This is a genomic window from Pseudomonas proteolytica, assembly GCF_007858275.1.
GTDB classification, from domain to species: domain Bacteria; phylum Pseudomonadota; class Gammaproteobacteria; order Pseudomonadales; family Pseudomonadaceae; genus Aquipseudomonas; species Aquipseudomonas proteolytica.
In genome coordinates, this window is sequence record NZ_VFEV01000041.1 from 1 (window position 1) to 12,440 (window position 12,440).

Below are 12,440 nucleotides of genomic sequence, written 5' to 3' on the forward strand. Positions count from 1 at the left end.
GTAGGAGCGGCGTTGTGGCTGCATGAAAAGACCCGCTTAAAAGGCTAGAAAGGGTGTCCACTTAAATTAGGTGGACACCATCGCCTTTGGCGCCGGGGACAGGAAGGGGGGTTGGCCGGACGCATACGACCGGCTAGATGCCTGTCTTGCTGAAATTGGTGGGATCGGCTGCATTAGGGACGACTTTTTACATCTACATGCCATGGCCATGACGATATTGGAAGGCTCCCCTCTCGCCGTAGCTACCGCTGATGTTGACAGTATTTGGGAGAAGGCGATCGCCCTTCAAGGGGATATTTCTGCTTATGTTCTTGATTGCAAACAGGCTCTAAACACTTGGCTCCTTTGGTAGCACTTGCTCCTGACTATTAGCGGCAAGGGTGCGGATTTTACCCCCCCGGAGTCAACATGCTGGTGACAAACGAGTTGTGGCTTGAGAACCGTAGCGTTACGACAACATGGACGTTTGGCTCAACGCTCGCAAAATTTGCGTTTGGAGCGTAGGTGCTCCAGGTAGCTGTGGACATTATGCGGATTATTAATGCTGCACCGTGCTCATATCCATCCCCGGGCTCAGGGTTCCTAGCCAAGCGACAAGGCATACTATGACTACTGCAACGGAGAATTCAAGGATCATACTACGTCGTAAAGCATTGACGGCGACGGCATGGTCCCCTTCCTTGATTGAGCGTACTAACAGTGGACTCAAATGGAATCGATTTAGCGTCGCTAATATCATCATCCCTGCGAAGAGCATGACTTTCAAAAATAGCAGAGTGCCATAAGTAGTCATCATCACTTCGTCCAGGGTTGGCCCCACGATAAAGAGATAATTCACTACGCCAGTAATGCTTAAAGTCACAACAATTAGCGCGCCAGCTGATTCAAACCCAGTCAGGACTCGAGAGAGAACCCGTATTTCTTGTCCGCCGTTTAGTCTTTTCGCACGCAGCAGTAAAGCGAATGCGGCCAGAGCTCCCATCCAACCGCCGGCTGCCAGAAGGTGAAGAATATCGCTAATGAAATGTATATAACGACGATTGCCTTCGTCCATTGCGCCATGCCCTGTCCACGCTAGGGTAGCGAGAGCAATAGCACCGAAGACGGTAACCGCCCAAAGACTGAGGGTTGGGAGGCGCTTGTTAAGTGTGATGGCGATACCTGCGAGCACCAGGGCTGCTATTCGGACCATCCAGGTGAGCCCGACGTCGGTACCAGTTAGAACCATTTCGAAGATGTGATGGTGAAGCTCCATAAATTCTGAAACGCCGCTCATTGCTTTCGCAAGTAACAACATAGCGGCAAGAGACAGAAGTACACCAACAACTGCGGTGCCGAAAAGGAGCGACTCAAAGTTTAAGACAGCGCCGGACACTCGCTCTTTCCCCCGTAGGCTATACAAACCAAAAATGGCCAATCCAAACAGCAGCATGAGGTCCATATAAAGAGCGAAACGAACGGCGATGTTGATTGAGTCGCTCATGGATCATTTCACTTTAAAAGAAAAATTGCCGGTAATGGGATGAGTGTCGGAAGAGACTGCCCGCCATTCGACCTTATAAGTACCTGTGGTTAGCGGAGCGGCGGGCGTGATAACCATCATTTTCGGATCGTCGCCGCCGGCGACACCAGCCTTAACACCCATAGGTGAATTCGGCATACCCGGCATGTCAGTCATGATCAGTTTCGCTCCCGAGAACTGAGTCGTGAGGTTCTCCGAGAAGTGCAGCTCGATCTTGGAAGGTGCCGCAGACGTCGAGCCTTCCACTGGGGTAGAAGACACCAGTTTTGGATGCGCCTGGGCGATAGCGCTCACGAGCAAACCGACGGTAAGTGCAACAGCTACGGTAGTAGTTTTAAAGAATGACATGCAAGACTCCTCACAGCATAAGCTGTTGGTTCGAGGTTGGGTTGGGGAGATCTAGTTTTTACTTCTCAATTCCGATTAAAACCACAGGCAAATACCAAGCGTATGCCGCGTACTTAACCCAGGTTCTGGATCAGAATGATCCGCGTTATAGAGCTAGGACACGATGCCACATGACTGCCGACCATTCGATTACATTTCAGTAAGCTTTACGCATGCCCTCTGGTCCATAATTGAGGGTTGTCGTCGTGGCTTTTTATTTTCCCGATGTGCACTACATTGGCTTTCTCTCTGAAGCCTGTCGGTCAATCCGTCTTGGAGCAAAGGCCGCGCCCCTTGCTCCAAGACGGCGCCTCAGCGAGGCTAGGCCCGTTTCGATCCGGCATTAGGAAATTCCATATGGAAGGCTGTTTTTCGATTGGATGAGGTACACCAGATCTTGCCTTCATGGGCTTCTACGATCGACCGCGTAATTGAGAGCCCCAGTCCAGCATTGCTGGGGCTCCCTTCACGCCGTGCCGGATCCGCGCGATAAAATCGATCGAAGAGCTTTTCAAGGTGCTCGGGTGCAATGGTTTCTCCTGGATTTTCCACGACCACAAATGTCGAGGTATTTCTCTGTTGGATATCGACATTGATGGTCCTCCCCTCCGGGGTGTACCGCAGCGCATTAGAAAGCAGATTCGAGACAGCTCTGTGCAGCATTAGTACGTCGCCCCGAACACTCCCTCCCCCTGAAACCGTCAGGTTGATGCCGCGCTCATCTGCCAGCAGGCGGTAGTATTCGAGCAGTTTCTCCACGACCTCCAATAGGTCTATCGGTTTGTTCTCATGGGGGATCAGGCCGTTGTCAGATTTAGCCAGAAAGAGCATGTCGTCGATCATCCGAGACATACGCTTCAAGTCATCCAGATTCGAATACAGATTGTCTTCGTAGTCCTCAATATCCCTTTTTCTAGAGAGCACCACTTCGGTATGGATCATCAGATTACTGACCGGTGTGCGCAGTTCGTGAGCAATGTCCGCAGAGAAATTTGATAACCGGACAAAAGCATCATCCAGACGTGACAACATCGCGTTGAACGACGACACCATCTGTTGAAGCTCTTTTGGAACAGACGCTAATGGAATGCGCTCTTTAAGTGATTTGGCCGACATCGACGCAGCGACCATGGTCACCTGCCGAATCGGACGCATGCCACTGCGGGCAACCAACCAACCCAGCCCCACACTGACGAGCGCGCTGATCACCAGCCCTATCCAGAACCATCGCTGGAGCGTCTCGAAGAAAAACATGTGCTTAGTAACATCAAAAACCAAGATCACGGTCAGCGGCTTGTCCCGACCGGTCACCATCGCTTGAGCAGTCAAACCACGGAACATCTGCTCTTGGTTCTGCCATTCCCAAAAATTATTGTTGGTGGTCGTGAGGAACTCCTCCGGAACATTGACTGGCCCTGGGTCAGCGAAAAGTAGCCTCCCGTCATCGCCTAGGATGACGGCTGTCAAATTACGGTGAGCCCCGAGCAGAGCCTGTAACTCGGGCTTTAACTCGCCGAATTGATCGGTGCTCTTCAGCTCCCCCAGGATTCTCTGGGTCGAGTGGAGTTTTTCGTTTAGAGCCTCTTGATCCAACATTTTGAAATGATGCTGGCTGAGGTGGTTAAAGCTGACTCCGGCGACGGTGAGCACAGCTGTTACCGCAAGCATGAACATCAGACTCATGCGTGTAGTCAGGGACAGACGGTTCATTTTGACTCCGAATCCGGTGCATCAAGCATGTAGCCCATACCACGTGCGGTGTGGATCAGCTTGACCTCAAAGCTGTCATCAATCTTCGCCCTGAGCCTGCGCACCGCAACCTCGATTACGTTGGTATCGCTGTCGAAATTCATGTCCCAAACTTGCGAGGCGATGAGCGACTTCGGCAGCACTTCGCCCCGGCGACGGAGCAGCAACTCCAGCAGCGCAAACTCTTTGGCCGTCAGGCCTATGCGTTCCCCCCCCCGAATGGCCCTGCGTTTGAGCAGGTCAACCTCTAGGTCGGCCAGTTTCAAATTGGTTGGCGAGGGTGCGCCATTACCGCGACGCAGCAGTGTTCTGACGCGGGCCAGCAATTCAGAAAATGCGAAGGGCTTGATCAGGTAATCATCCGCTCCGAGCTCAAGCCCCTTAACGCGATCTTCAACACGGTCTCGCGCAGTCAGAAATAACACCGGTACATCTTTCCCTGCCAAACGCACCTTCTGAAGCACTTCCCACCCATCCAGACCGGGCATCATGACGTCCAGAATCAGCAGGTCATACGCTTCGCTCAAGGCGTGTTGCAGGGCCTCAGTACCATTGGTGAAACGATCAACGTTGAACCCAGCCTCAGTAAGGCCCTGTTGCAAGTAGATACCTATTTTCGGTTCGTCTTCCGCAACCAACAGTCTCATGGGAGTGGCTCTCAAAGTGATGATGGGGCTGAGTTTGCAACGAATTAGCTCAGCCAACCAGAAACTGACAGAAATGTAATTCTGGCTTCAGGTTGATGTCAGCAAGCGTTGTCTAGGGTTTGCCCATGAACACCGTCAAGTGCTCATCCGACTCTCCAGAGAGAAAAACCCTCAGGAGTCGGACACCATTCCTATCAAGGAGCTGCCCCATGAGCTATCTCAAAACCGTGTTTCTGGCTGGCTCGATCCTGCTCTCGGCCTCGGCATGGGCTGAGGGCGGCGGAGACCGAGTGATGGAGCGCATGGAAAGTATGCGTAATAAAGCGGAAACCGTTCTGATTCAAGCCGAAAAAGCCCCTGCAGGCCAACGCCATGTGCACATGGCAGAGCACATGAAAATGCTTGGCGAGATCATGAGCCAACTCCATCAAGACCATCCCGATGCATCAATGTCGCCCCAACAGCATCTCGCCTGGATGGAGAAGCACGACAAAATCGTCGATGACGTTTTGAACCAAATGCAACGCGAACACAAACTAATGCTTTCAGAAAACCATCAGTAAATATCCTGCTTTCAAGGCTTTTCGCAATTAATTGCGATTACAAACGACGTCGCTTAGACGCCGTTGTTTATTTTAAAAACTGACAGAAATGTAGTGCTCAGGTCAGTTAACTGGTAGCTCAGTCACTTTAATATAGCGAGTGTTTTTCTCGCTCATCCTTGAGGTCACTATGAACGCTAAATTTTTTACCCCTGTTATCGCGACAATGGCTCTATTTTTCGGTGCTACAGCCATGGCTAGTGTGGGGCATGGCAAAGATGACATTGGTCAACCTGGAACCGCTGCCGAGGTTACCCGCACCGTTGAGGTGAAAATGGGCGACATTTTCTTCGCGTCCAAAAACATCAATGTCAAACCCGGAGAGACGGTTCGATTCGTCCTGCGCAACGAAGGTTCGCTGCTGCATGAATTCAATATTGGTAACGCAGCTGCACATGCTGCTCACCAAAAAGAGATGGCAGCCATGTTCCAGAACGGCACGCTCACGCCTATTGGGTCCGGGCAAGCCATGAGCAATATGGGGCATAGCATGGGGGAAATGAAGATGGTCGGGATGGAGCACAACGATCCGAACAGCGTCTTGATCGAACCTGGCGCAACCAAAGAGCTCATCTGGACGTTCGCCAAGAGCACGGGGCTGGAGTTTGCCTGCAACGTACCTGGTCATTACCAATCAGGAATGGTTGGTCAGTTTGAAGTGAAGTAAACGTGGCTTGATCGATATCACCGCCTCAAAGCGAGCGTTGACTACTCTCAGTCGCAGACGTCACCGCAACTTTTGCGAGGACAGTGGGGACTACATCATGACTAACCATCATCATTCGGTTGAAAACGCTCCTTCGTCTTTCTGGAGGAGCAAAACGGGCGTTGTACTGATCATGCTGGTTGCGATTGGTGTCTTTTACCTGGTTCGGGAGCACTTCAGCCATGTTTCGCCTTATTTACCCTATCTGATCCTGTTGATCTGTCCTTTGATGCATTTTTTTGGACATGGCCATGGAGGGCATGGTCGAAATGCTGATCAGGCAGAAACCAACAAGAATGAGGACGGAAAATAATCATGGCCACCAACACGAGCCACCACGACCATAGTCACTCCCATCCATTAAACCCCCAAGGTGAAGGTCTACGTGATCTGGTGTGCGGCATGACCGTCACGGAGCAGTCTGTTCACAAGTTAACGCACGAGGGCCGGCCTTATTACTTCTGCAGCGCCAAGTGTCAGGGCAAGTTTGCGGCAAATCCGCTGCAATACCTCACGCCGGCACCACCGGCGGAGACCGCGCCAGCGGCCGTCGGCACCATCTACACCTGCCCGATGCACCCCGAGATACGTCAGGACCATCCGGGCAACTGCCCCAAATGCGGCATGTCGCTGGAGCCCTTGCTGCCGGAACTCGACGACGATGAGAACCCCGAATTGCGCGATTTTCAGCGCCGCTTCTGGTGGACCTTGCCGCTGACAGGCATGGTCTTTGTTCTCGCCATGTTCGGCCACCGTTTCCAGTGGATGGACATGACCGTGCAGAGCTGGGTCGAACTGGTGCTGTCGATCCCCATCGTCCTATGGGCCGGATGGCCGTTCTTTACGCGCGGGTGGCAGTCCGTGGAGAACCTCAGTCCGAACATGTGGACCTTGATTAGTCTGGGCACCGGTGCGGCTTTCGTCTATAGCGTGGTCGCCACGGTCACGCCGCAGGTGTTCCCGGCCTCGTTCATCTCCATGGGCCGCGTCGCTGTGTACTTTGAAGCGGCCGCCGTGATCATCTCGCTCACGTTGCTGGGCCAGGTGCTCGAACTCAAGGCCCGGTCGCAGACCTCGGCGGCCATCAAGTCGCTGCTGGGCCTGGCGCCCAAGACCGCCCGCCGCATCCGGGAGGACGGCACCGAAGAGGATATCCCGCTGAACCATGTACATGTGGGCGACTTACTGCGCGTTCGCCCTGGGGAGAAGGTGCCAGTGGACGGCGTGGTGACTGAAGGCGGCAGCTCGGTCGATGAATCCATGCTCACGGGCGAGCCGATACCGGTCACCAAGCGCGTGGGCGACAAAGTGATCGGCGCCACGCTCAACACCAGCGGCGCACTGGTGATGCGCTCTGAACATGTAGGCGCGACCACAATGCTGGCCCAGATCGTGCAAATGGTGGCGCAGGCCCAGCGTTCCCGTGCGCCGATGCAGCGCATGGCCGACGCCGTGGCGGGCTACTTTGTCGTCACCGTGATGGGGATCGCCCTGCTGGCCTTCCTCGGCTGGGGCCTGTTCGGTCCCGAGCCGCGCTGGGTGTTCGGCCTGATCAACGCGGTGTCGGTGCTGATCATTGCCTGCCCCTGCGCGCTGGGCCTGGCCACGCCGATGTCCATCATGGTCGCCACCGGTCGCGGTGCAACGCACGGCGTGCTGTTCCGTGATGCTGCAGCGATCGAAAACATGCGCAAAATCGACACCCTCATCATCGACAAGACCGGCACCCTGACCGAGGGGCGTCCGACGTTCGAGCGCGCCGTGCCTGCGCCCGGCTTTGATGCCGACGAGGTGCTGCGCCTGGCCGCCAGCCTGGACCAGGGCAGCGAGCACCCGCTGGCCGAAACCATCGTGCGCGCCGCCCGCGAGCGCGGCATGCTGTTCGACAAGCCCGAGAATTTCGAGTCCGGCTCGGGCATCGGCGTGCGTGGGCAGGTGGCAGGGCGTCAACTGGCGCTGGGCAACACCACGCTGATGGAGCAGATCGGCGTCTCGGTCGCTGCCCTGGTGCCGCAGGCCGAGGCCTTGCGTGCAGAAGGCGCCAGTGTGATGCACCTGGCAGTCGATGGCCAACTTATGGGCCTGCTGGCCGTGTCCGACCCGATCAAAGCCAGCACGCCGGAAGCCTTGGCGACGCTCAAGGCTTCGGGGCTGCGCATCGTGATGGCGACCGGCGACGGCCTGACCACGGCCAAGGCTGTTGCAGCCCGCCTGGGCATCGACGAGGTGCATGGCGAGGTCAAGCCGGCCGACAAGCTGCTGCTGGTGGAAAGGTTGCAAAAGGAAGGCCGCGTGGTGGCCATGGCGGGCGATGGCATCAACGACGCGCCGGCGCTGGCCAAGGCCGATGTCGGCGTGGCCATGGGCACCGGAACCGACGTGGCGATGAACAGCGCCCAGATCACGCTGGTCAAGGGCGATCTACGCGGGATTGCGATTGCGCGCGCATTGTCGGAAGCCACGGTGGGCAACATGAAGCAAAACCTGATGTTTGCCTTTTTGTACAACGCGCTGGGCATCCCGATTGCGGCCGGCGTGCTGTATCCGCTGACCGGCTGGCTGCTGTCGCCGCTGATTGCCGCGCTGGCCATGAGCTTGAGTTCGGTGTCGGTGATCGGCAACGCTTTGCGGCTGCGAAACAGACGCGTATGACTCCGCTGTTTTGGTGGTATCGACGGCGGCGGCTGTCACGGTTAAGGAGGTGAATCACAAGATTCGAGGCGACGTGGCCGGTAATGGCATCCAAGACGGGCCGCCGCAGGCTGAGGCCTGACGATAGAAGTTTTATTTTCTCAATAAGGATTAATCATGATGACAAGTAAAGGTAAGTGGTTTTTAACGGCAATACAGGTCGGGCTGCTGGCCTGGTCCGGCACTACATGGGCCGCTGACAAGGTGTATGTGGCCAATGAGGGCGCTGACACGGTCAGCGTGCTCGATGCCGCGTCGTTCAAGACACTGGCAAGCGTGCGCGTCGGCAAGACACCGCACAACGTGCAGGTATCGCCTGACGGAAAGGTCGTATGGGTGACCAATAACGGCGAGCCTGATCAGGCGGCTGGCTCTGCGCATAAGGAAATGGCCAAAGGTGAACACAGCACGATGGCGACGGTAGGAGCCGTTTGGGCCATTGATACCAGTAGTGACGCGGTAATCGCCAAGGTGCCGGTCGGCATGCACCCGGCCCATGTGGTGGTGTCGCCAGATGGCCGCCTTGCCTACGTCACCAACGGCGGCGACGACATGGTGAGTGTGATTGACACATCGGAGCAGCGTGTTGTCGCCACGATTCCTGTCGGTAAGTTCCCCCACGGTCTTCGCATCAGTCCGGACGGCAAGCAGGCCTACGTCGCCAACCTCAAGGGCGGCACGGTGTCGGTCATTGATACCGCCAGCCAAAAGGAGATCGCGCAGGTGCAGGTAGGCAAGGGTCCGGCTCAAGTCGGCTTCACGCCGGACGGTCGTCTTGTCTTGGTGTCGCTGTCGGAAGAAAACGCCGTCGCCGTGATAGACCCGGCCACGCGCCAGGTGATTCGCAAGGTTGCCGTCGGAACGGTGCCTATCCAGCTGTACGTCACGCCGGATTCGCGCACGCTGCTGGTGGCCAACCAGGGCACGCCGAAGAAGCCTGGCAAAACCGTCAGCCTGATCGACCTGGAGAGTTTCAAGGTCGCCAAGACAGTCGTGACTGGCGCCGGTGCTCATGGCGTGGTCGTCGACCGTGACGGACGGTACGCATACGTTACCAACACCTACGCCAACTCGGTCTCCGTGCTCGACGTGAAGGACCGCAAGGTCACGAAGACCGTACCGGTCGGCAAGGCCCCCAACGGCATCAGCGTGACGCCTTGACGGTTTGACCGTCGCGTGCAGCCCAGGGAGCGAGACCCAAGCCCTGGAAAAAATCCGCGAAGCCTGCAACGACGCCTGCGAGCAGGCGTTTAGCCTGCTGTTTCAGAACCTCGTCATGTTCGACACATAGCGATCGCTCACGAAGTGAATCGGGTAACTGACTATTTATCTCTGATCGCTGAAGGCAAGGGCATCGTTTGGGAAGTGACCGGAGATGCAAAAATCTTGGGAGGTCGTTTGCTGGTGCAGCGTGCAATCACCAATCTGGTGTCTAACGCTGTCCGTCATGCCGCTTTCAATTCAACGGTCACCTTAGCCATCGCTGCAGAAGGCCCAAACGTTACCTTGGCGGTGACCAACTTGGGTGAGTCGCCCCGGCCCATCTGGAGCGGGTCCTTGATCGCTTTTACCGCGTTGATTCCGGCCGTGCGCGCTCCGGTGGGCGGTACCGAGCTCGGCGTGGCCATTGTGTGTTTCATCATGTTGTCCCATGGCGGACAAGTCCGGATGTGCAGCCAAAAGGATGGCGAAACGCCTTTCACATTGGTATTTCCGGCTTTAAAGCAGTCCGGCAAGCCTCGACCAGGAAAAGTTAGAGCAGCTGGGAAATCTCCATTAACGGTTTGATACTGGGGCCGAATCGCCCAATCGTTTCCCTATGCTCTTTAAGTTGGTTGTAGGGAAGATATCGGATGCCCAGCTCGGATACTCGCGAGAAAACGGGTCTCTTGAGTTGCTGTGCAGTATGCGTCCGGGCAACACGTCTTGCGTGATTAAACCGGCTGCCACTTATGCGGAAGCAGCTGCTCGATTTCACTCGCCCGCTGCGTCGGTAGACGCGTGAGAACATCCTTTAGATAGGCGTACGGATCATGGCCATTCAGCCGCGCAGACTGGATCAAGCTCATGATCGCCGCCGCCCTTTTTCCGCTGCGTAACGACCCGGCGAAGAGCCAGTTCTTGCGTCCAAGGGCCCATGGTCGGATCTGGTTGTCGGGTAGTCAGACGCGGTTGCCCGCGTCCAACCCCCTAAGAACCGTGCATGCGAGTTTCCCAGCACACGGCTCAAGTCTCTGCTAAGGCGCCATTGGGCACCCGGTTATACATCGTCGACATTGGCAAATTGCACATCTCGTGGGCAACGCAGGTGGTAAATCTCAAGATTAGCCGCAGCGTCCGTCCCGCCATGACCTAGCTTCACAATATGGCGACTGTGCCACGGTGTGTCTTTGGTCACCGGCTTGAAGCAGGCGCAGCACCTGCCGCCCTGTTGCACCCATACCCGATACAGCTTGGCTCGACCTTTAACGGAAGTGAGCATCTTCTTGCCCCAGCGGGACTCGAAGTACTCATCCCATGCAGGGTCGTGAGGGTTGGCAGCAGCCTTAATCTTGATATGTCGCACAATCGGTGTGTCTGAGGCGTCTACTAGCGTGTACTGACGCTTCCGACCATCGGCGGATTTTTCAGTACACGAGAACACCCAACGGCGCGCCCCTTGTACTTTGAAATACCGATCCTTCACCCATCGGCGTGTCTTGCGAGGGTGGCGACGTACCGCCCATCGCCAGAGCATTTCCCACACTGCGCTGTCCACCTGGTTGAAGACCTTCTTGGCGACGACATGACTGTGATAGTTCGCCCAGCCCCGTAGAACCGGGTTGAGCAAACCTATCAAGTTAGCCTGTCGTATCGTTTTGTTGGTCTTGATCAACTCTCGCAGCTTGGCAAGTAGAGCCCCGATGTTCGCCTTGGACGGCTTGATCAGGAGCTTGCCGTTGTACTTGCGCAGGTTCCATCCGAGGAAGTCGAACCCGTCCCCTATGTGCGTTATCTTGGTTTTTTCCGGAGAGAGGACAAGTCCACGCTCTGCCAGAAATTCAACCACGGCGGGCCTGACTTCATTCTCCAGCCATTCTTTCGAACAACCAGTGATGATGAAATCATCTGCATAACGCACCACGCGCATTTTTCGGGCTGTCCACTTCGCGTTGGGAAATCTCTTCGCCAGCATCGCTTCCAACCCATCCAGCGTCATGTTCGCCAACCCCGGGGATATGATGCCTCCCTGCGGGGTTCCGGCGTGGCTGGGGAATAGCTGCTTTTGGTAGACATAACCAGCCCGGAGCCATTTCTGCAAAATCGCCTTGTCCATGGGAATGTTGGCGATCAACCAGTCATGGCTGATATTGTCGAAACAGCCTTGAATGTCGCCCTCTAACACCCATTCCGCGTTTGCTTTTCGTGACAGCACACCAAAGCACTGTGCGACGGCATCCGCAGTTGAGCGTTCCGGCCTGAACCCATAAGAGTTCGGGTCGCCGGTAGTTTCCGCTATCGGTTCCAGAGCCAGCAGATGAAGCGCCTGCATGGCCCGGCATTTCATCGCGGGAATTCCAAGAGGTCTCGTTTTGCCGTTTTTCTTCGGAATAAGCACTCTCCGAAGCGGGAGCGGCGAGTAACCTCGCCGCGTCAACGACTCTATCGCGCCGAGCTTGGCCCTAGGCGTATTCCAAGTAACCTTGTCCACGCCGGGGGTATTTTTGCCTTTGTTTTCAGACACCCGTTTCACAGCAAATGCCTTGCCACTGAACGAGTGAGTCAGCAGCCATTGCAGGGCTTTCACCTTGTTATGTCTGCCATCTTGTACAGCCTTCACAATACGCGCTTGCAGCCCTCTGACACGACGTTGTACGGCGATCCAATCGATGCTGTCCCACGACGTGCCGGAAGGTGCACACGCCAATGCTGCTGCGTTCATTTGCTCTCCTTCCGTTGAAAGGGTTCTACCTACTCTCGTGTGAAGAGAGACCATGAGGACGTCTGCCCGCTTTCGCGTGAAGTGATGTTTCAACCTCTATCCAACCCATTACAGGACGGCGTTCGCTTTTTCCTCGTTCCTTCGCCCGCACCGCCATGGGCAATTTTTACAAACGGCTTTCCCTGACGGGAGCGATACGGGATTTCCACGTTCC

11 protein-coding genes and 1 pseudogene are annotated in these 12,440 nt (G+C 55.8%); 6 read left to right on the forward strand and 6 right to left on the reverse strand.

Annotation, left to right across the window (positions count from 1 at the left end; translation table 11 throughout):
- Positions 1-538 precede the first annotated feature (538 nt).
- From copD to FIV38_RS24205, 4 genes are all read right to left on the reverse strand, one after another.
- Positions 539-1,483 carry a copper homeostasis membrane protein CopD gene (gene copD / locus FIV38_RS24190; protein ID WP_092239353.1) on the reverse strand — a complete coding sequence of 315 codons (945 nt, stop codon included), beginning with the start codon at positions 1,481-1,483 and terminating at the stop codon, positions 539-541.
- Between the two features lie 3 nt (positions 1,484-1,486).
- A complete protein-coding gene (copC, locus tag FIV38_RS24195; protein WP_048388142.1) occupies positions 1,487-1,870 on the reverse strand; it encodes a copper homeostasis periplasmic binding protein CopC in 384 nt (127 codons plus the stop codon).
- A 360-nt stretch (positions 1,871-2,230) separates the two neighbouring features.
- Positions 2,231-3,619, reverse strand: coding sequence for a heavy metal sensor histidine kinase (locus FIV38_RS24200; RefSeq protein ID WP_092239351.1), 1,389 nt, complete (start codon positions 3,617-3,619; stop codon positions 2,231-2,233).
- The gene (locus FIV38_RS24205) at positions 3,616-4,305 is read right to left on the reverse strand and encodes a heavy metal response regulator transcription factor (protein ID WP_092239349.1); all 690 of its coding nucleotides are present in this window, start codon (positions 4,303-4,305) and stop codon (positions 3,616-3,618) included. Before FIV38_RS24205 ends, FIV38_RS24200 begins: the two co-directional genes overlap by 4 nt.
- A gap of 209 nt (positions 4,306-4,514) precedes the next feature.
- Here FIV38_RS24205 and FIV38_RS24210 point away from each other — a divergent pair, with 209 nt between their 5' ends.
- The 6 genes from FIV38_RS24210 to FIV38_RS24235 all read left to right on the forward strand — a co-directional run bounded on the left by FIV38_RS24210 (position 4,515) and on the right by FIV38_RS24235 (position 10,092).
- The gene (locus FIV38_RS24210) at positions 4,515-4,868 is read left to right on the forward strand and encodes a co-regulatory protein PtrA N-terminal domain-containing protein (protein ID WP_092239348.1); all 354 of its coding nucleotides are present in this window, start codon (positions 4,515-4,517) and stop codon (positions 4,866-4,868) included.
- A gap of 169 nt (positions 4,869-5,037) precedes the next feature.
- Positions 5,038-5,574: a cupredoxin domain-containing protein gene (locus FIV38_RS24215; protein ID WP_092239346.1), complete on the forward strand. Its 537-nt coding sequence runs from the start codon at positions 5,038-5,040 to the stop codon at positions 5,572-5,574.
- Between the two features lie 97 nt (positions 5,575-5,671).
- Positions 5,672-5,926: a DUF2933 domain-containing protein gene (locus FIV38_RS24220; protein ID WP_092239429.1), complete on the forward strand. Its 255-nt coding sequence runs from the start codon at positions 5,672-5,674 to the stop codon at positions 5,924-5,926.
- A 2-nt stretch (positions 5,927-5,928) separates the two neighbouring features.
- The gene (locus tag FIV38_RS24225) at positions 5,929-8,265 is read left to right on the forward strand and encodes a heavy metal translocating P-type ATPase (RefSeq protein WP_092239344.1); all 2,337 of its coding nucleotides are present in this window, start codon (positions 5,929-5,931) and stop codon (positions 8,263-8,265) included.
- A 156-nt stretch (positions 8,266-8,421) separates the two neighbouring features.
- Positions 8,422-9,465, forward strand: coding sequence for a YVTN family beta-propeller repeat protein (locus tag FIV38_RS24230; RefSeq protein ID WP_092239342.1), 1,044 nt, complete (start codon positions 8,422-8,424; stop codon positions 9,463-9,465).
- 144 nt (positions 9,466-9,609) lie between these two features.
- Complete coding sequence (locus FIV38_RS24235) at positions 9,610-10,092, forward strand: ATP-binding protein (protein WP_159439636.1); 483 nt, start codon at positions 9,610-9,612, stop codon at positions 10,090-10,092.
- Between the two features lie 146 nt (positions 10,093-10,238).
- Here the strand turns inward: FIV38_RS24235 and FIV38_RS24245 are convergent.
- Together FIV38_RS24245 and ltrA are read right to left on the reverse strand one after the other, a co-directional pair.
- Positions 10,239-10,460: pseudogene (locus FIV38_RS24245) on the reverse strand (transposase domain-containing protein); the annotation flags it as partial.
- Positions 10,461-10,564: 104 nt separating this feature from the next.
- Positions 10,565-12,226, reverse strand: a complete 1,662-nt coding sequence (ltrA, locus tag FIV38_RS24250) for a group II intron reverse transcriptase/maturase (protein ID WP_024073359.1) — start codon at positions 12,224-12,226, stop codon at positions 10,565-10,567.
- Positions 12,227-12,440 lie beyond the last annotated feature (214 nt).